The following is a 19,316-nucleotide window of genomic DNA, read 5'->3' as shown; positions in this document are numbered from 1 at the left end:
GCCGTTGCGAAGGGTGCGCTCAACCTTCGGGCCGCTCCACTCAGGGGTATGTCCACTGTCTTGCATATGGACGCATGCTGACCTGCTCCCCTCGGCCCGGCAACAAGGGCCTTGAGGCCACGCTTACACAAGGCCCGGGAGTGGGGCTACACCACCGCACCGAACCCCTGCCAGGGTGTGAAGGGCTTCAAGGAAACCGGACGTGACCGCTATGTCACTGACGATGAGTTCGAGCGAGTGAAGGCCCACGCGCACTTCACCGTGGCCGACGCCATGGACCTTGCGCTGCTCACCGGTCAACGTCCCGCGGACGTGCTCAAGATCAAGCGCAGCGACATTCGAGACGGTGCACTCTGGATCGTGCAGAACAAGACGGGAGCCCGACTCGGAATCGAGATCACAGGCGAACTGGCGGCAGTCATCGACAGAATCAACGCCCGACCGCGCCAGGCGATCAGCGCCTACCTGATCCAGGGCTAGAAGGGGCAGCCCCTCAGTGTGTTTGCGCTGCGCTCACGCTTCGACAAAGCACGCGCGGCGGCGAAGGTGCGCTTTCAGTTCCGGGATATACGAGCCAAGGCTGCCACCGACACAGGCGACCTAGCGCATTCGCAAAAGCTGCTAGCGCACAAGAATCGCGACATGACCGAACAGTACGTTCGATCACGAATTGGAGAGCGAGTTAAACCACTTAGATAGCCGGACGATCTGGACACTCGTGCAAGTCCAGATCGCCAAACTGGCGACGCAAATACTCCTTCAAATCGAGTTTGCGCTGCTTGATGTATTGCTTTGTTTCTGCGAGGCGGTATTCAATATGCGCATGATGCACGCCTTCGTCCGGGGCATGAACAACCTCGAACCTATCTCCGTATTGCGTCGCAATCGATCTGATGTTTCGAACAAGCGCAGTTATTGCACCCTCATACGTCCAGTTCGGCCTGTACTGACGTCGATCACCCTGCCGCCTGCAACCAAGTGTGTGGACATCGTCTATGTGCACCGCGTATTTACGCCACACCACAGACTCAACTTCATCTGGGCTCTTGAACATAAACAGGCGGTCATCAACGAAGCGCTTCTCGTCCGGATTCCACTTATCCGGGGAATCCACATGCCTGCTAACTTGATCGTCGGAAGGGATCTCCTCCACCATACAAAAAGTATCAGGCAGGAATCACTGACAAGAGACTGTCCGGAATGATTCCATCAATTGGCATATCGTCGAAATACTGCGCCTGCTTTGTACCGGCATCAGATACCGCATACGCTTCCCAGTCAGCAATCGTTATCAGAGTACGCCCACGATTCGGAACCTCCCATGCAAGCACTACCCCACCTTCGCCATCAGGTGCCAATTTAGGCAATGTGCGCCCACGTGGCAGCGCATTGATAAAGCCCTGTGCCGCACGCATTGAACTTCTTGACACGTATCCCTCCGCAACAAAACGGCTCAGGACCAATGCAAGGACCCTTCGATCAGCTTCATCGGCAACTATCTCGGGGGTAATGGCGACACCTGGTAGCGCACTCGAGTCTCTGCGCACGGCCCTAGGCTCACGCCTCATTAACTTGCTAGCCGAGATTTCAAGCAGTTCCCCCCACATGCTGCCTGCGAAAAGATCATCCGTAGCGCTAGTGTTGCTTCCGATACAAATATCCACTATGCAGTCCTCCCCCACAACTGACTAGCTTCATCAGTAATCAAGTCCGCAAAGCCCTGAGTGATCCACTCATGGGCCAAATCGAACCAACTATCAATGCCGCTTTGACTCAAATCCTTGGGGGCTCCCCGAGCTGTTAGTTCAAAACGCATGCCCTTCTTACCTGATTTCGCATGACGTGCCGTTGAAGCGACCACATGCATACGCCCAGCACCATCGGGCAGGCTGTACAAGCTGCGGAAATTTATGGCGTCCGCTGCAGGGAGGAACCTACTTTTTGGTTCCTGCCAAGTTAAATCTCGAAGGTACTCAGGACCACCTTCCCAGAAATTCCAGTAGGTCATCTCCAACTGAGTGAGGGTAGGCTCGGCCACTTCCTTGCAAAGAAACTCACGGTATCGAGCCCACTGACGGCGGAACTCAGCGATCACGTTCGGGTAGCTAGGATAGGTTGCTTCAGTGCTGTCCCGCTTCCAGTTGTATAGAAATCGGTCCTCTTGAAGTTGGATCAGATGCGTTCCAGGTTCGCTTACCAGCCATGTTCGTCGGAGCGGTGGTAAGTCCACGGGCTCGACCTGGAGGTTGAGATCGGCTGAGTCAGGCACGCCTTGGCCTTCTATGACCAATGCAATCGGCGCAGCGTCTTCACAGCGCGGGAAGTCGTCTGAAACCTTCGACCAATACAAGCCAATGTGGGCGGTCTTGATCGGTTTCGGTATGGAGAAGCTGACGCCGCAGACGACTTCGATAACCGGAGGACGATCAAACTTCACTGCCGCACGCCCGCTGCTTCGCATCTCGCTCCTCTGTTCTGCTACTCGAACAACCGAGCCGCACTATACCGGCTGATCCAAGCGCTTCAGACAGTCAGCGCCGAACTGATATCGGACCAGCTCACAAGCATACAGTTTTTGTAGAAGTAAGGTCGAAATAGTAGAAACGCCCCAGAACCCTGAACGGGCGCTGGGGCGCTTGCAATCTGGTGGCCTGGGGCGGAATCGAACCACCGACACGCGGATTTTCAATCCGCTGCTCTACCAACTGAGCTACCGGGCCTTGGAAAGACGACGAGTATAGCAGCTTGCCAGGGCCCGACTTCAGCCGAACTGGCCGCGTTTGGCGCGAGCGAGGTCGACGCCGAGCTGCTTGAGCTTGCGGTAGAGGTGGGTGCGTTCGAGGCCGGTCTTCTCGGCCACGCGGGTCATGGAGCCGGCCTCCTTGGCGAGGTGGTATTCGAAGTAGGCCTTCTCGAATTCGTCGCGCGCTTCGCGCAGCGGGCTGTCGAGGTTGAAGGTCTGCTGCGGCTGGGGCCCCAGCGACATGGTGGGCAGACCGTTGCCGTTGACGTGCGAGACGCCGTTGGCGACCTGATGCGTGGTCATGGCCTCTTCGACCGTGAATTCCATGCTGCTGCCCACCCGGGCGGGCATGAGCAGGGGCTCGGCCTTGGTGGACGCCTTGTTCAGGCCCTGGTCGACCGCCTTGAGCAGCTTTTGCAGGGTGATGGGCTTTTCGAGGAAGGCGCTGGCGCCGATGCGCGTGGCTTCGACGGCGGTGTCGATGGTGGCGTGGCCGCTCATCATGATCACCGGCATGGTGAGTTGCCCGGTGCTCGACCACTCCTTGAGCAGCGTGACGCCGTCGGTGTCGGGCATCCAGATGTCGAGCAGCACGAGATCGGGCCGCAGTTGCTGGCGCACGCTGCGCGCCTGGGCCGCGTTTTCCGCGAGCTCGACGGTGTGGCCTTCGTCGTTGAGGATTTCGGACAGCAGGTCCCGAATGCCGAGTTCGTCGTCAACCACCAGAATCGTTGCCATGCGTGCGGAGTCCCTCGGTGCTTGTTGTCAATTTGCAACTGCGAATGATAGCGACACTTGCGCGCCGATGACGCGCCCTTCCGTCATCCGATTGGTGAGATCGACGCGGCCGCCGTGCTCGTCCATGATTTTCTTGACCACCGCCAGGCCCAGGCCGGTGCCTTTGGCCTTGGTGGTGACGTAGGGCTCGAAGGCGCGCTTGAGGATGTTCTCGGCAAAGCCGGGCCCGCTGTCGATGACGACCAGGCGCACCCACTGCCCGCTGTCGGAGCGGCGGGTGCGCAGCAGCACCTCGGCGCCGGGCTGGCCGGCCATGGCGTCTTGCGCGTTCTGCACCAGGTTGTGGATGAGCTGGCGCAGCTGCTGGGCGTCGGCGCGCACCTTGGGCAGGTCGTCGGCCAGCTCGCAGCGCACCGGCGTCGCCGCGTGCTCGTAGAGCACGAGGGTGTCGCGCACGGCGGCGTTGAGGTCAACCGGCGTGAGCTGGGCGGCGGGCAGGCGCGCGTAGTCGCGGAACTCGTTGACGAGGCGCTTCATGGCGTCGACCTGGTCGCCGATGGTGCGCACGGACTTGGTGAGCAGCGCCTGTTCGGTGGGTTGCAGCTTGCCGTCGAGCTTCATGGCCAGGCGCTCGGCCGAGAGCTGGATGGGCGTGAGCGGGTTCTTGATCTCGTGCGCGAGGCGGCGCGCGACCTCGCCCCAGGCCTTGGCGCGCTGCGCCGACACCACCTCGGTAACGTCGTCGAACACGAGCAGGCGCTCGTTGTGCGGCAGCAGCGCGCCGCGCGCGATGAGGGTGATGGTCTGGTCGAAGGGCGACTGGCCGTCGGCGCTGAGTTCGAACGATTGCAGCCAGTAGCCGCCTTCGTGCGGCGTCTCCTCGGCCAGGAAGCGGTCGAACTGTTGCAGCACCCCGCCGGCCAGCGCCTCGAGCCCGGGCACTTCGGTGATGGGCTCGCCCAGGTGCACGTTGAGCGGCGCGTGCAGGATGCGTGCAGCCCCCGGGTTGGCGCTGACGAGCCGGTTGTGCTCGTCGAACACCACAACGCCGGCGGTGAGGTTGTCCAGAATGGTCTGCAGGTTCTCGCGCGCGGCGTCCACCTGGGTCATGCTGGTCTGCACGGCCTCGCGCGCGTCGGCCAGATCCTGCGTCATGTGGGCGAAGGTGCGCGTGAGGCCCGAGAGCTCGTCCCTGGCGGGCAACGCCGCCTTGGGCGTGAGGTTGCCCGCCGCCACCTCGCGCATGCCCTCGGCCAGCACGATGAGCGGGCGGATGAGCTGGTTGCCCAGCAGCACGGCCAGCAGAACGGCGCCGAACACGGCCAGGAACAGCGCGAGCGTGAGCGTGCCGATGTACATGCTGCGCAGGCCGTCGCGCGCCAGGGCACGTTCCTGGTATTCGCGGTTGGCGGCTTGCACCGCCAGCGCGTCGACGATCAGCGTCGAAGGCAATGGCACGATGACCTGCAGGTAGCGCGCCTCGGTGTCGAACGAGAAGCTCGGCGCGTTCACCAGCGCCAGCACCTTCACGCGCGCCTGGCTGGCGGCCAGCGCGGCCTGCAGCGAGCCGCTGTCGCCGTCCTCCAGCCCTTCGATCTGCGCCAGCACGCGGTTGACGCGCACGTTGCGCAGCGTGGCCGGGTCGGGCCGCTCGGGCGCGATGTCGAAGCGCGAGCTGCCCGCACTGCCCAGCGCCTGACCCGAACCGCTGAAGAGCACGACGTCACTCGCGTTGAGCTGCTCGCGCACGCGATCGAGCGCGAACACCGCGCTGTTGTTGCTCAGCCGGGAAAGGCCGTCGGCGGCAATGCGCGTCTTGCTGGCGGCGTCGGCGGTCAGGGTGTCGAGCGTGGTGCGCCCCAGGTTCAGGCCGGCGGTGAGCGCGGTCTCCACCCGCACGTCGAACCAGCTTTCGATGGAGCGCGCCACGAACTGGTAGGACACGGTGTAGATGAGCAGCCCAGGCAGGATGCCGACCAGCCCGATGATGGCCGCGAGCTTGACCAGCAAACGGCTGCCGAACTTGCCCCGCTTGAGGCGCAGCGCCAGGCGCACGCCCAGCCACAGAATGACGAGGCCCAGCCCGGCAGCCGCCGCCACGTTGATGGAGACCAGCAGCGCGAAGTTGCGTTCGTAGAACTCATTGTTGCGCGTGGCCAGGGTGAGCAGGAACAGCAGCACCATGCCCAGGCCGGTCATGAAGATGAGGCCGGCCACCACCGCCCAGCGCACGGCGGCGGGCTTGGGCGAATGCGGTTGCAAGGGGTTCACGCGCAGCGGCGGGGTCAACGCCCCGGGGGTTCGGCGGCGTCTGCGCCGGTTTCGGGTGCGCGCGGCTCGGCGCCTGCGCGGGCTTCCACGGGCGGTTCGGGCGTGGCCGCATTGGGCACGCGCATTTCCTGCTCGAGCGCCATGGTCCATTCGGCCTGGGAGCCGAGGCCGATCTGGAACGGCCGTGGCAGCAGGGTGAGGTCGAGGCGGAAATCGAACACCACGTAGTGCTCATCGCCACCGTCGAGCTGGCGCGCATCGGCCAGGCGCCAGCGGGCCACATGCCCGACGCCGGCAAGGGCTTCTTCCAGCGTGTCGTGGTTCTGGTGCAAGGCGTACTGCAGCCCGGCGCCACCGGAGGCGCCTGCGCCGTCGGTGGACACACTCACGCGCCACAGGCGGGTCAGCGGCTGGTAGGCCAGGCGCAGCACGCGGCGCTGCGTGGTCACGCGCTTGTCGGTCCAGTACCAGCGTTCCCGGTAGACGCTGGCTTCCCACACGAAGTAGAGCGGCACGCCCTTGACGAGCGCGTCCTGCACGGCACCGTGGGGCGTGAGAGCCAGGCGGGCATTGAGGTAGAGCGCCTCGGGCGTGCGCTGCAGCAGGAACTGCCGCAACTCGGGCGGCTGCGCCCAGGACAGCAGCGGGCTCAGCAAGAGGCCAAGCAACGCAACACGCAGCGCACGCGCCCAGCCCCGGCGGCCCGGGCGGGCCTGCTCAGCGGGGGCGGGCCTTGTCAAAGCACGCGTAGAAGAAGCCGTCCGGTCCACCCGAACGATTGTCGTTGAACTCCCCCTCGGTATCCGGGAGACCCGGGAACAGGTGGCCCGGCGCAGGGGCTGGCCGGGCATCGGTGTGGCGCTGAAGGAACGCTTGCGCCTGTTCGCTGCCCTCGGCACGGAACACGGAGCAGGTGGCGTAGACCAGCCGGCCGCCCGGGCGCAGCAGCGGCCACAGGGCGTCGAGCAGCGTGCGCTGGGTCTGCGCCAGCGCGGCGACGTCGCTGTCGCGGCGCAGCCAGCGCACGTCGGGGTGGCGGCGCACGATGCCCGATGCAGTGCAGGGCGCGTCGAGCAGGATGGCATCGAATAGCCGTCCGTCCCACCAGGTGTCGGGGTGTGCGGCATCGGCACAGCGCACCTCGGCGTGCAGGCCCAGGCGCTGGAGGTTGTCGCTCACGCGCTCGCAGCGCTGCGCATCGACGTCCAGCGCCAGCAGGTCGGCGTCGGCACGTTCGAGCAGGTGCGCGGTCTTGCCACCGGGCGCGGCGCAGGCGTCGAGCAGGCGTGGGCGCACACCATCGAAGCCGGCTTGCAGCAGCAGCGGCGCCGCCAGCTGTGCGGCCTCGTCCTGCACCGAGCACCAGCCGTCGGCAAAACCGGGCAGTTGCTCCACCGGCAGGGCGCGCGCGAGCTCGAGGCCGTCATCGCCCACGGCGCGGCTGTCGACGCCCTGTTGCGCCAGAGCGGCTGCCACCGCCTCGCGCGTGGCGCGGCGGCGGTTGACGCGCAGCGTCATCGGCCCGGGGCGGTTGTTGGCGCGCAGGATCGCCTGCCAGTGTTCGGGTTGCTCGCGCCGCAGGCGATCGATCCACCAACGCGGGTGGTTCCATTGCGCCACCGGGTCCTGGGCGATCTGGGCGTGCAAGGTCTCGGCCTCGCGCAGGTAGCGGCGCAGGCAGGCGTTGAGGAAGCCGGCCTGGCGCTGCCAGCGCGGGTCGTCGCGCGCCACGCGCACGGCCTGGTCGACCACGGTGTGTGCGGGGTAGCTCGCCCCTGGGGTGTCGGGCGCGACCAGCAAGGCCAGCGCCGCGCACATCAGGGCGCGCAGCGGCGGCGGGGGTGCGCGGTCGGCGAGGCGAGCCACCAGGGCTTCGGTGGTGCCCAGCTGGCGCAGGGCCTGAAAGGCCAGCGCCTGCACGCCGGCGCGCAGGGGCGCGGGCACCGCCGCCAGCGCATCACCCAGCGAACGGCCCTGGCGCACGGCCAGCACGGCGCGCGCCACGTGGGCGAGTTGCGCGGCGAGCGCGGGGGCGTGGGCGGTACTCACCCGGCTTGCCTCCATGCCATGCCCGGTGGCGCTCATGAATGCGTCACCGTTGGGTCGCCAAGCGTGGCCTGGGGCAGGGGTAGTGGGCCCATGGGCCGGCCATAGATGCGGCGCACGCGCTCGGCCAGCGGCGGGTGCGCGTCGAGCCAATGGGCGAGCTGGCCGGGCTCGTTGCCCACCAGCAGCAGGTGCTGCAGCGGCGAGCCGACGGCGCGCGCGGCCACGTGAGCCTCGCGCTGTGCCATCACCTTGCGCAGCACGCCGCCCAGGCCGTCTCGGCTGCGCGTCCATTGCACGGCGCGCGCGTCGGCCAGGTACTCGCGCTGGCGCGACACCGCCGCCTGCAAGGCGTGGCCCGCGAGCCAACCCAGCCAGCCCGCGGTCATCAGCAACAGCCCGGCGATGGCCCAGACGTGATGGCCCCGCTCGCCCGGCTGCCACAGGCGCTGACCCAGGCGGTACACGCACTCCAGCCCGAACACCATGCCGGCCAGGCGCAGGTTCAGGCGGGTGTCGCCCTCGCCGATGTGGCCAAGCTCGTGCGCGACCATGCCTTGCAGCTCCTCGCGCGTGAGGTGTTCGAGCGCGCCGCGCGTGACGGCCACGGCCGCTTGTTCGGGTTGCCAGCCGGCGGCGAAGGCGTTGATGGCCTCCTCGCGCGCCAGCACCATGGCGGCCGGGCGCGGCAGGCCGGCGGCGATGGCGAGTTCGTCGACGATGTTCACGAAGCGCCGCTCCTCGGGGCGACCCGAGGGCTGCGCGGGCCGCGCGCCCAGCCGTTCGGCCAGCCGCGCCCCGCCCTCGTGGGCGAGGCTCGAGGTCTCGACCCACCAGCCGCCGAGCACAAAGAGCAAGGTGACGCCGGTGTTGACGGCCCAGAAGTGGCGCGGAAACGTGAGTGGCCCGGGAAACCAGAGGCCCCAGCTGAGATACCAGGCGAGCGCGAGCGCGGCATTGACCGCCAGCACGAGCAATGCGACCGTGAGCGCAAAGGCCAGCAGCAGGCGAGCGGTGCGGGCGCGCGCTTCGCGCTGCGATTCAAAGAAGCGCATCGCGCCCGGCTCAGAACTGGACCTTCACCGGGGCGCGCTCGGCCTCGCTGGTGGTGGCCTCCAGCATGGCCTGCGGCGCAAAGCCGAACAGGCGCGCAATGACGAGCGCCGGAAACTCCTGCGCCGCGTCGTTGAACTCCAGCACCTGGTCGTTGAAGGCCTGGCGCGCAAAGCCGAGGCGGTTCTCGGTGCTGGACAGCTCTTCGCTCAGCTCGCGCATGGTCTCGTCGGCCTTGAGTTCGGGGTAGTCCTCCACCACGGCCATGAGCTTGCCCAAGGCGCCGCCCAGCGCTTGTTCGGCACCCGACAGCGAGGCCACCAGCGCGGCGCTGAGCGGCCCGGTGACCGCCGCCTGCTCGGCGCTGCGGGCGTGGTTGCGGGCAGCGATCACGGCCTCCAGCGTTTGCGCCTCGTGCTGCAGGTACTTGCGCGCCACTTCGACAAGATTGGGAATCAGGTCGTGCCGGCGCTTGAGTTGCACGTCGATCTGCGCAAACGCGTTGGCGACCGCGTTGCGCAGGCGCACCAGCCGGTTGTAGGCCCCGACGGCCCAGAAGAAGACCACCAGGGCCAGCAGCAGCAATCCCCATTGCACGATGCTCATCACTCTCGCTCCTCGTTCGATGCGCCCACGGCGCGCGGGCAATATAGCCCGAAGGGGTGGCGCCAAAACAAAGGCCCCCGGTCTGTCGACCGGGGGCCTTGCCTCGCGGATGAACGCGCAGGCTTACTCGGCGGTCTCGCCGGCCGCGGCCGCGTCGGCCTGATCGGCCGCCAGCGACAGCGCATCGGCCTCGGCGATGGCGCGACGCTCTTCGTCGTCCATCTTCTCCTTGGCGCGGCGGGCCTCGTGATACGCCATGCCGGTACCTGCGGGGATCAGGCGACCGACGATGACGTTCTCCTTCAGGCCACGCAGCTCGTCGCGCTTGCCCATGATGGCCGCCTCGGTCAGCACGCGCGTGGTCTCCTGGAAGGAGGCGGCGGAGATGAACGAGTCGGTCGACAGCGAGGCCTTGGTGATACCCAGCAGGATGTTGCTGTAGGTCGCGGGGATCTTGCCGTCGGCGCGCAGCGCGTCGTTGGTGTTGAGGATCTCCGAACGCTCGACCTGCTCGCCGGCGATGTAGGACGAATCGCCCGGGTTCTCGACCACGACGCGGCGCAGCATCTGGCGAACGATCACCTCGATGTGCTTGTCGTTGATCTTCACACCCTGCAAGCGGTAGACGTCCTGCACCTCATCGACGATGTAGCGTGCGAGCTCTTCCATGCCCAGCAGGCGCAGGATGTCCTGCGGATCGGCGGGGCCGTCGACGATGCTCTCGCCGCGGTTGACCACCTGGCCTTCGTGCACCAGGATGTTCTTCTCCTTGGGAATGAGCTCTTCCCAGACCTTGCCCTCGGGGTCGGTGATCTGCAGGCGGATCTTGCCCTTGGTCTCCTTGCCAAAGGACACGGTACCGGTCATCTCGGCGAGGATGCCGGCGTCCTTGGGCGAGCGCGCCTCGAACAGCTCGGCCACGCGCGGCAGACCACCCGTGATGTCGCGGGTCTTCTGGCCTTCCACCGGGATGCGGGCCAGCACTTCGCCGGGGCCCACGTCCTGGCCGTCGCGCACCTGGATCAGGGCGCCGACCTGGAAGCCGATCGTCACCGCATGGTCGGTGCCGGGGATCTTCACCTCGTTGCCGGCGGCGTCGATCAGCTTGACCTGCGGACGCACGACCTTGGTGGCGCCGCGGCGCTTGGGATCGATCACCACCAGGGTGGACAGACCGGTCACGTCGTCGACCTGCTTGGCCACCGTGAGGCCCTCTTCCACGTTCTCGAACTTCACCGTGCCGGCGAATTCCGTGATGATGGGTCGGGTCAGCGGGTCCCAGTTGGCGAGGATGGTGCCCGCCTTGATGGTCTGGTCGGGCTTGATCGTGAGCGTGGCGCCATAAGGAACCTTGTGGCGCTCGCGCTCGCGGCCGTGTTCGTCCTGGATGATGATCTCGCCCGAACGCGCGATCACCACCAGCTCGCCCTTGGAGTTGGAGACGTAGCGCATCGTGGCGTTGAAGCCGATCACGCCGCCGGACTTGGCTTCCACGCTGGAAGCCACCGCCGCACGCGAAGCCGCACCACCGATGTGGAAGGTGCGCATCGTCAGCTGCGTGCCCGGTTCACCGATCGATTGCGCAGCGATCACGCCCACCGCTTCGCCGATGTTGACCAGGCCACCGCGGCCGAGGTCACGGCCGTAGCACTTGGCGCACAGGCCGTAGCGGGTTTCGCAGGTCAGTGCCGTACGCACCTTGACTTCGTCGACGCCGGCGGCTTCGATCTCGTCGAGGTAGTCCTCGTGCAGCATCTCGCCCGCGGGCACCACGACGGCACGCGTCTCGGGGTGGATCACGTCCTCGGCCGTGGTGCGACCCAGGATGCGGTCGCGCAGCGATTCGATGACTTCACCGCCCTCGACGATGGCGCGCATCAGCGTGCCGTTGGAGGTGCCGCAATCCGGGTGGGTGACCACCAGGTCCTGCGTCACGTCCACCAGGCGGCGCGTGAGGTAGCCGGAGTTCGCGGTCTTCAGCGCCGTGTCGGCCAGACCCTTGCGGGCGCCGTGCGTGGAGATGAAGTACTGCAGTACGTTGAGGCCTTCACGGAAGTTCGCCGTGATGGGGGTCTCGATGATGGAGCCGTCGGGCTTGGCCATCAGGCCGCGCATGCCGGCGAGCTGCCGGATCTGCGCCGCGGAGCCGCGGGCACCCGAGTCGGCCATCATGTAGATGGAGTTGAACGACTCCTGGTCCACTTCCTTGCCGCTGCGATCGGTGGTCTTTTGCTTGGCCAGCTGGGCCATCATGACCTTGGAGATCTCGTCACCGGCCTTGCCCCAGATGTCGACCACCTTGTTGTAGCGCTCGCCGGCGGTCACGAGACCGGAGGCGTACTGCTGGGCGATCTCCTTCACCTCGGCTTCGGCGCGCTCGATGATGCCGCTCTTCTCCTTGGGCACGAGCATGTCGTCCACGGCGATCGAGATGCCGGCGCGCGTGGCCAGGCGGAAGCCGTTCTGCAGCAGCTTGTCGGCAAAGACCACGGTCTCCTTCAGGCCGCACTTGCGGAAGCTCGCGTTGATGAGGCGCGAGATCTCCTTCTTCTTGAGCGGCTTGTCGAGCACCGAGAACGGCAGGCCCTTGGGCAGGATCTCGGACAGCAGCGCACGGCCGACGGTGGTGTCGACCAGCTTGAGGCTGGAGACGAACTCGCCGGTGGTTTTGTCCTTGGTCCATTCGACCAGGCGCACGCTCACGCGCGCGGTGAGTTCCACCACGCCGTTGTCCAGCGCGCGATGCAGCTCGGCGAGGTCGGCAAAGATCATGCCTTCACCCTTGCCGTTGATCTTCTCGCGCGTGGCGTAGTACAGGCCCAGCACCACGTCCTGCGAGGGCACGATGGAGGGCTCGCCGTTGGCGGGGAACAGCACGTTGTTGGAGGCCAGCATCAGCGTGCGGGCTTCCAGCTGGGCCTCCACCGACAGGGGCACGTGAACGGCCATCTGGTCGCCGTCGAAGTCGGCGTTGAAGGCCGCGCAGACCAGCGGGTGCAGCTGGATCGCCTTGCCTTCGATCAGGATCGGCTCGAAGGCCTGGATGCCCAGGCGGTGCAGCGTGGGCGCGCGGTTCAGCAGAACCGGGTGCTCCTTGATGACCTCTTCGAGGATGTCCCACACCACGGGGGTGCCGGATTCGACTTCCTTCTTGGCGGCCTTGATCGTCGTCGCGATGCCCATGGCTTCGAGGCGCGAGAAGATGAAGGGCTTGAACAGCTCCAGCGCCATCAGCTTGGGCAGGCCGCACTGGTGCAGCTTGAGCGTCGGGCCCACCACGATGACCGAACGGCCCGAGTAGTCGACGCGCTTGCCCAGCAGGTTCTGGCGGAAGCGACCGCTCTTGCCCTTGATCATGTCGGCCAGCGACTTGAGCGCGCGCTTGTTGGCGCCCGTCATGGCCTTGCCACGGCGGCCGTTGTCCAGCAGGCTGTCCACGGCTTCCTGCAGCATGCGCTTCTCGTTGCGCGCGATGATCTCGGGCGCCTTGAGTTCGAGCAGGCGCTTGAGGCGCGAGTTGCGGTTGATGACGCGGCGGTACAGATCGTTCAGGTCGGAGGTCGCGAAGCGGCCGCCGTCCAGGGGAACGAGCGGGCGCAGGTCCGGCGGCAGCACCGGCAGCACGTCGAGCACCATCCACTCGGGCTTGATGCCGGACTTCTTGAAGGCCTCGAGCACCTTCAGGCGCTTGGCGTTCTTCTTGATCTTGAGCTCCGAGCCGGTCAGGTCGTTGCGCAGCTTCTCGATCTCGGTTTCGAGGTCGATGTTCTCCAGCAGCTCCTTGATGCCCTCGGCGCCCATCTTGGCGACGAATTCGTCACCGTACTCGCGGCGCTTGGCGTCGTAGTCGTCCTCGGACATGATGCCGAACTTCTTCAGCGGGGTCATGCCGGGGTCGGTCACGACATACGCTTCGAAGTACAGCACGCGCTCGATGTCGCGCAACGTCATGTCGAGCACCAGGCCCAGACGCGACGGCAGCGACTTCAGGAACCAGATGTGCGCGCAGGGCGCGGCCAGATCGATGTGACCCATGCGCTCGCGGCGCACCTTGGTCTGCGTGACTTCAACGCCGCACTTCTCGCAGATCACCCCGCGGTGCTTCAGGCGCTTGTACTTGCCGCACAGGCACTCGTAGTCCTTGATGGGGCCGAAGATCTTGGCGCAGAACAGGCCGTCACGCTCGGGCTTGAACGTGCGGTAGTTGATGGTCTCGGGCTTCTTGACTTCACCGAAGGACCAGGAGCGGATCTTCTCCGGCGAGGCCAGGCCGATGCGGATCGCATCGAAATGCTCGTCGGGCGTGAATTGCTTGAACAGGTCGAGCAAGGATTTCATGTGAGCTTTCCTTTACTTCAGTGGATCACGAACGCTCGAGTTCGATGTCGATACCGAGCGAGCGGATCTCTTTGACCAGCACGTTGAACGACTCGGGCATGCCCGCGTCGATGGTGTGCTCGCCCTTGACGATGGATTCGTACACCTTGGTACGGCCCTGCACGTCGTCGGACTTGACGGTGAGCATTTCCTGCAGGATGTAGGAGGCGCCGTAGGCTTCCAGCGCCCACACCTCCATCTCGCCGAAACGCTGGCCACCGAACTGCGCCTTGCCGCCCAGCGGCTGCTGGGTGACGAGCGAGTACGGGCCGGTGGAGCGGGCGTGCATCTTGTCGTCGACCAGGTGGTGCAGCTTGAGGAAGTGCATGTAGCCCACGGTGGTCTTGCGCTCGAAGGCGTCGCCGGTGCGCCCGTCGTAGAGCTGCGCCTGGGTGCGCGTCTCGGTCAGGCCCTTGAGGGCGGCGATGTCGTCGGGGTAGGCGAGCTTGAGCATCGCGCGGATCTCGTCTTCCGAGGCACCGTCGAACACGGGCGACGCGAACGGCACGCCGTGCTGCAGGTTCTCGGCCATCTCGACCACGTCGGCGTCGGACAGGCTGGCGAAGTCTTCCTTCTTGCCCATCTGGTTGAAGATGGTTTCCAGCATCTGGCGGATCTCGGCCACCTTGGCTTCGCGTTGCAGCATGTCACCGATGCGCTGGCCCAGGCCCTTGGCGGCCCAGCCCAGGTGGACTTCGAGCACCTGGCCCACGTTCATGCGCGAAGGCACGCCCAGCGGGTTGAGCACCACGTCGGCGGGGGTGCCGTCGGCCATGTAGGGCATGTCTTCCACGGGCACGATCTTGGAGACCACGCCCTTGTTGCCGTGGCGGCCGGCCATCTTGTCGCCAGGCTGCAGGCGGCGCTTGACGGCCAGGTAGACCTTGACCATCTTGAGCACACCAGCAGGCAGCTCGTCACCCTGCGTGAGCTTCTTGCGCTTCTCTTCGAAGGCGAGGTCGAAGCTGTGGCGGGTCTGCTCCATCGAGTTCTTGATCGACTCGAGCTGGGCGGCCACGTTCTCGTCCGCGGGGCGGATGTCGAACCAGTGGTACTTCTCGACGTCGGCGAGATAGGCCTTGTCGATCGTGGTGCCCTTGGACAGCTTCTTCGGGCCGCCGTTGGCGACCTTGCCCGTCAACAGCTTCTCGATGCGGTCGAAGGCGTCGGCCTCGACGATGCGCAGCTGGTCGTTCAGGTCGAGGCGGAAGCGCTTGAGTTCATCGTCGATGATCTGCTGGGCGCGCTTGTCGCGCTGGATGCCTTCGCGGGTGAACACCTGCACGTCGATCACGGTGCCCTGCGAGCCCTGCTCCACGCGCAGCGAGGTGTCCTTCACGTCGGACGCCTTCTCGCCGAAGATGGCACGCAGCAGCTTCTCTTCGGGCGTGAGCGTGGTCTCGCCCTTGGGCGTGACCTTGCCGACCAGCACGTCGCCGGGCAGCACTTCGGCGCCCACGTAGATGATGCCGGACTCGTCCAGGCGGTTGAGCTGCTGCTCGGCCAGGTTCGGGATGTCGCGGGTGATCTCTTCGGCGCCCAGCTTGGTGTCGCGCGCCATCACCACCAGCTCCTCGATGTGGATGCTGGTGTAGCGGTCGTCGGCCACCACGCGTTCGCTGATGAGGATCGAGTCCTCGAAGTTGTAGCCGTTCCAGGGCATGAAGGCGATCAGCATGTTCTGGCCGATCGAGATCTCGCCGAGGTCGGTGGAGGCGCCGTCCGCAATCACGTCACCCTTGGCCAGCTTGTCGCCCTTCTTGACGATGGGGCGCTGGTGGATGTTGGTGTTCTGGTTGGAGCGCTGGTACTTGATGAGGTTGTAGATGTCCACACCGACTTCACCAGCCACCGCTTCCTCGTCGTTGACGCGGATCACCACGCGGGTGGCATCGACGTAGTCGACCACGCCGCCGCGGTTGGCGGTCACCACGGTACCGGAGTCGATCGCGGCCACGCGCTCGATGCCGGTGCCCACGAAAGGCTTCTCGGGACGCAGCACGGGCACGGCCTGGCGCGACATGTTGGCACCCATCAGCGCGCGGTTGGCGTCGTCGTGCTCCAGGAAGGGCACGAGCGAAGCCGCCACCGAGACGATCTGCGCCGGCGACACGTCCATGTACTGGATGGTGTCGGGGCCGGTGAGAATGGATTCGCCCTTTTCGCGCGCAGAGACCAGCTCTCCCACCAGGCGGCCGTCCTTGTCGAGCGCGGCGTTGGCCTGGGCGATGACGTACTTGCCTTCTTCGATGGCGGAGAGGTAGTCGATCTGGTTCGTGACCTTGCCGTCCACGACGCGGCGGTACGGGGTCTCGATGAAGCCGTACTCGTTGAGGCGTGCGTACAGCGCCAGCGAGTTGATCAGGCCGATGTTCGGGCCTTCCGGCGTTTCGATCGGGCAGACACGGCCGTAGTGCGTGACGTGCACGTCGCGCACCTCGAAGCCGGCGCGCTCGCGCGTCAGACCGCCCGGGCCCAGGGCCGAGACGCGGCGCTTGTGCGTGATCTCGGCCAGCGGGTTGGTCTGGTCCATGAACTGCGACAGCTGCGACGCACCGAAGAACTCCTTGAGGGCCGCGGAAATCGGCTTGGAGTTGATCAGGTCGTGCGGCATCAGCGGCTCTTGCTCGGCCTGGCCGAGGCGTTCCTTCACGGCCTTCTCGATGCGCGCCAGACCGGTGCGGTACTGGTTCTCGGCCAGCTCACCCACGCAGCGCACGCGGCGGTTGCCCAGGTGGTCGATGTCGTCGACTTCGCCACGGCCGTTGCGCAGGTCCACCAGAATCTTGACCACGGCCAGGATGTCTTCGTTGGACAGCACCATCGGGCCGGTCGCTTCGTTGCGGCCGACACGGGCGTTGAACTTCATGCGGCCCACGCGCGACAGGTCGTACGTGTCCGGGTTGTAGAAGAGGCGGTGGAACAGCGCCTGCACGGCGTCTTCGGTCGGCGGCTCGCCAGGGCGCATCATGCGGTAGATGGCCACGCGGGCGGCGAACTCGTCCACCGTCTCGTCGATGCGCAGGGTCTGGCTGATGTAGGCGCCCTGGTCGAGTTCGTTGGTGTAGATGCAGGCCAGGTCCTGGATGCCGGCGGCGCGCAGCTTCTTGAGCAGCGCTTCGGTCAGTTCCTCGTTGGCCTTGGCGATGATTTCACCGCTGTCGGCGTCCACGATGTTCTTGGCAACCACACGGCCGATCAGGAAGTCTTCCGGCACGCTGATGTGCGTGGTACCCGACTGCTCGAGCTCACGCGTGTGGCGTGCGGTGATGCGCTTGTCCTTGGCAACAACGACCTTGCCCGACTTGTCGGTGATGTCAAAACGCGCCACCTCGCCACGCAGGCGCTCGGGCACGAAGGCCATCTGCGCGCCGCTGTCCATGACGCGGAAGTGGTCGTTGACGAAGAAGTTGGCCAGGATGGCTTCCGGCGTCAGGCCGATGGCCTTGAGCAGGATCGTGACCGGCATCTTGCGGCGGCGGTCGACGCGGAAGAACAGCACGTCCTTCGGGTCGAATTCGAAGTCCAGCCAGGAGCCGCGGTAGGGAATGATGCGGGCCGAGAACAGCAGCTTGCCCGAGCTGTGCGTCTTGCCCTTGTCGTGTTCGAAGAAGACACCCGGCGAGCGGTGCAACTGCGAGACGATCACACGCTCGGTGCCGTTGATGATGAACGAGCCCTTGTCGGTCATGAGCGGCACTTCGCCCATGTAGACCTCTTGCTCCTTCACCTCCTTGACCACCTTGCTTTGCGGCGTGGAGGACTCGCGGTCGTAGATGATGAGCTGCACACGTGCGCGCACGGCGGATGCAAACGTGAGGCCGCGCGTCTGGCACTCGCGCACGTCGAACGCGGGCTTGGCCAGGTTGTACTCGACGAACTTCATCTCGACGAAGCCGTTGTGCGAGACGATCGGGAAGGCGGCTTCGAACGCGGCCTGCAAGCCTTCGTTGCTGCGCTGCTTGGGCAGCGTATCGGCCTGGAGGAAGGCGGTGTAGGCATCCTTCTGCATCTGCAGCAGATAAGGGATGGTGAGCACGTTTTCGCGCGTGCCGAAACTCTTTCGGATGCGCTTGCGTTCGGTGTAGGAGTACTTCGATGCCATGAGATCTCCGGGCTTGAGGTCTTGGCGACTGTCGGTCAGCGTTGCACGGCGCTGACGAGCTTGGTGGCTGGCCTCTACCAACCGATGGCGGACGGCCCGCGCATTGCACGCGAGCCCGAACCAAGTGGTCTTCTGCAGTCGGGGTCAGAAGACACTCGGAAGGGCTGGAGACCAGCAATTCCGGGTGTGCTCTGAAAGCACACAAGGCTGGAGGCCCTTTCGAGCGCTCCAGCCTGCGGGGTCGAGCGGATTACTTGAGCTCGGCCTTGGCGCCGGCTTCCACCAGCTTCTTCACGGCGGCTTCGGCGTCGGCCTTGGCAACCGCTTCTTTCACGTTCTTGGGCGCGCCGTCGACCAGGTCTTTGGCTTCTTTCAGGCCCAGACCGGTGATCTCGCGCACGGCCTTGATCACGCCGACCTTGTTGGCGCCGGCCTCGAGCAGCACGACGTTGAACTCGGTCTTCTCTTCAGCGGCGGCAGCGGCGCCACCACCACCGGCGGCGGCCGGAGCGGCCATCGCAGCAGCGCTCACGCCGAACTTCTCTTCGATGGCTTTCACCAGGTCGTTGAGTTCCATGACCGACATGCTGTCCAGGGCGGTCAGAAATGCGTCTTTATCGAATGCCATTTGGGTTTCCTATCAATCGGTTGATGTTTGCGGGACGCTGCGGCCATCAGGCGGCAGCGGTTTCGCCTTCGCCTTTTTTCGTGGCCAGCGCGCCGAGCACCACCGCGGTGCGCGAGATCGGCGACATGAGCAGGCCACAGAGCTGCGCAAGCAGGACCTCTTTCGAGGGGATGCTGGCGAGCTGCTTCACACCTTCGACGTCCAGCGCCTTGCCCGCATAGACACCGCCGCGAATGACCAGCTTGTCGTTGGTCTTCGCGAAATCGGCCACCACTTTCGCGGCGGCCACGGGGTCCTCGGAGAAGCCGTAGACGAGCGGACCGGACATCTTGTCGGCCACCACCTCGAACGAGCTGCCGGCGACCGCACGGCGGGCCAGGGTGTTTTTCAACACGCTCAGGCTCACACCGCTCTTGCGGGCGTTCACACGCAGCTGATCCATGGAGGCGACCGTGATGCCGCGGTATTCCGCCATCACGAGGGTTTGAGCTTTGGCGGCGAGGCCGGTCACTTCGGTGATGACCGCTTCTTTCTCACTGCGATTCAGACTCAAGGTTCACTCCTTCAATGTGCGGGGGCGTTGCCGCCGTCCACACGCCTCATTGCAGCGATTCAACCGATGTCCGAAACCCTTGGATTCCTTACAGCGGCGGGATCGCCATCTGCGTTGGCCCCCTGATGGGGAATTAAGTGCGCCGCAAGCGGCCCACACCAACGGTCTTGGATGGCTTCGCGGCGCGCATCGCTGT

14 protein-coding genes and 1 tRNA gene are annotated in these 19,316 nt (G+C 65.5%); 1 reads left to right on the top strand and 14 read right to left on the bottom strand.

Annotated features, from left to right (window positions below; translation table 11 throughout):
* Positions 1-111 precede the first annotated feature (111 nt).
* Positions 112-480 carry a hypothetical protein gene (locus M3149_RS08725; protein ID WP_251708913.1) on the top strand — a complete coding sequence of 123 codons (369 nt, stop codon included), beginning with the start codon at positions 112-114 and terminating at the stop codon, positions 478-480.
* A gap of 211 nt (positions 481-691) precedes the next feature.
* On the opposite strand, the gene M3149_RS08720 is transcribed toward M3149_RS08725, so the two are convergent.
* The 14 genes from M3149_RS08720 to rplJ all read right to left on the bottom strand — a co-directional run bounded on the left by M3149_RS08720 (position 692) and on the right by rplJ (position 19,120).
* Positions 692-1,156 carry a hypothetical protein gene (locus M3149_RS08720; protein WP_251708912.1) on the bottom strand — a complete coding sequence of 155 codons (465 nt, stop codon included), beginning with the start codon at positions 1,154-1,156 and terminating at the stop codon, positions 692-694.
* A gap of 10 nt (positions 1,157-1,166) precedes the next feature.
* Positions 1,167-1,415 (bottom strand): hypothetical protein, encoded by a 249-nt coding sequence (locus tag M3149_RS08715; protein WP_251708911.1) that lies wholly within the window; start codon positions 1,413-1,415, stop codon positions 1,167-1,169.
* A 248-nt stretch (positions 1,416-1,663) separates the two neighbouring features.
* A complete protein-coding gene (locus M3149_RS08710) occupies positions 1,664-2,437 on the bottom strand; it encodes a TIGR04255 family protein (RefSeq protein ID WP_251708910.1) in 774 nt (257 codons plus the stop codon).
* A gap of 207 nt (positions 2,438-2,644) precedes the next feature.
* Positions 2,645-2,720, bottom strand: a tRNA-Phe gene (locus M3149_RS08705).
* Positions 2,721-2,761: 41 nt separating this feature from the next.
* On the bottom strand, positions 2,762-3,481 hold the full coding sequence (locus M3149_RS08700) for a response regulator (protein WP_251708909.1): 720 nt from the start codon (positions 3,479-3,481) through the stop codon (positions 2,762-2,764).
* A 27-nt stretch (positions 3,482-3,508) separates the two neighbouring features.
* Positions 3,509-5,752, bottom strand: a complete 2,244-nt coding sequence (locus M3149_RS08695; protein WP_251708908.1) for a sensor histidine kinase — start codon at positions 5,750-5,752, stop codon at positions 3,509-3,511.
* Between the two features lie 14 nt (positions 5,753-5,766).
* Positions 5,767-6,420: a DUF4390 domain-containing protein gene (locus tag M3149_RS08690; RefSeq protein ID WP_251708907.1), complete on the bottom strand. Its 654-nt coding sequence runs from the start codon at positions 6,418-6,420 to the stop codon at positions 5,767-5,769.
* Positions 6,421-6,469: 49 nt separating this feature from the next.
* Positions 6,470-7,837, bottom strand: a complete 1,368-nt coding sequence (rsmB, locus tag M3149_RS08685; RefSeq protein WP_251708906.1) for a 16S rRNA (cytosine(967)-C(5))-methyltransferase RsmB — start codon at positions 7,835-7,837, stop codon at positions 6,470-6,472.
* The gene (locus tag M3149_RS08680; protein ID WP_251708905.1) at positions 7,834-8,853 is read right to left on the bottom strand and encodes a M48 family metalloprotease; all 1,020 of its coding nucleotides are present in this window, start codon (positions 8,851-8,853) and stop codon (positions 7,834-7,836) included. Before M3149_RS08680 ends, rsmB begins: the two co-directional genes overlap by 4 nt.
* Positions 8,854-8,863: 10 nt before the next feature.
* Positions 8,864-9,457: a LemA family protein gene (locus M3149_RS08675; protein ID WP_251708904.1), complete on the bottom strand. Its 594-nt coding sequence runs from the start codon at positions 9,455-9,457 to the stop codon at positions 8,864-8,866.
* A 123-nt stretch (positions 9,458-9,580) separates the two neighbouring features.
* Complete coding sequence (rpoC, locus tag M3149_RS08670; RefSeq protein WP_251708903.1) at positions 9,581-13,795, bottom strand: DNA-directed RNA polymerase subunit beta'; 4,215 nt, start codon at positions 13,793-13,795, stop codon at positions 9,581-9,583.
* Positions 13,796-13,820: 25 nt separating this feature from the next.
* Positions 13,821-17,939: a DNA-directed RNA polymerase subunit beta gene (rpoB, locus tag M3149_RS08665; RefSeq protein ID WP_251708902.1), complete on the bottom strand. Its 4,119-nt coding sequence runs from the start codon at positions 17,937-17,939 to the stop codon at positions 13,821-13,823.
* Positions 17,940-18,189: 250 nt separating this feature from the next.
* Positions 18,190-18,567: a 50S ribosomal protein L7/L12 gene (rplL, locus tag M3149_RS08660; RefSeq protein WP_251708901.1), complete on the bottom strand. Its 378-nt coding sequence runs from the start codon at positions 18,565-18,567 to the stop codon at positions 18,190-18,192.
* 46 nt (positions 18,568-18,613) lie between these two features.
* On the bottom strand, positions 18,614-19,120 hold the full coding sequence (gene rplJ, locus M3149_RS08655; protein ID WP_251708900.1) for a 50S ribosomal protein L10: 507 nt from the start codon (positions 19,118-19,120) through the stop codon (positions 18,614-18,616).
* Positions 19,121-19,316 lie beyond the last annotated feature (196 nt).

It is taken from the genome of Hydrogenophaga intermedia, assembly GCF_023715105.1.
Taxonomy (GTDB): Bacteria; Pseudomonadota; Gammaproteobacteria; order Burkholderiales; family Burkholderiaceae_C; genus Hydrogenophaga; species Hydrogenophaga intermedia_A.
This window is presented reverse-complemented; position numbering and strand designations above follow the sequence as displayed.

Bases quoted from the DNA above. Each gene is read 5' to 3' on its own strand.
- M3149_RS08720 (WP_251708912.1), bottom strand. From the start codon at position 1,156: ATGGTGGAGGAGATCCCTTCCGACGATCAAGTTAGCAGGCATGTGGAT.
- M3149_RS08715 (WP_251708911.1), bottom strand. From the start codon at position 1,415: ATGCGTGCGGCACAGGGCTTTATCAATGCGCTGCCACGTGGGCGCACA.
- M3149_RS08700 (WP_251708909.1), bottom strand. From the start codon at position 3,481: ATGGCAACGATTCTGGTGGTTGACGACGAACTCGGCATTCGGGACCTG.
- rsmB (WP_251708906.1), bottom strand. From the start codon at position 7,837: ATGAGCGCCACCGGGCATGGCATGGAGGCAAGCCGGGTGAGTACCGCC.
- M3149_RS08680 (WP_251708905.1), bottom strand. From the start codon at position 8,853: ATGCGCTTCTTTGAATCGCAGCGCGAAGCGCGCGCCCGCACCGCTCGC.
- M3149_RS08675 (WP_251708904.1), bottom strand. From the start codon at position 9,457: ATGAGCATCGTGCAATGGGGATTGCTGCTGCTGGCCCTGGTGGTCTTC.
- rpoC (WP_251708903.1), bottom strand. From the start codon at position 13,795: ATGAAATCCTTGCTCGACCTGTTCAAGCAATTCACGCCCGACGAGCAT.
- rpoB (WP_251708902.1), bottom strand. From the start codon at position 17,939: ATGGCATCGAAGTACTCCTACACCGAACGCAAGCGCATCCGAAAGAGT.
- rplL (WP_251708901.1), bottom strand. From the start codon at position 18,567: ATGGCATTCGATAAAGACGCATTTCTGACCGCCCTGGACAGCATGTCG.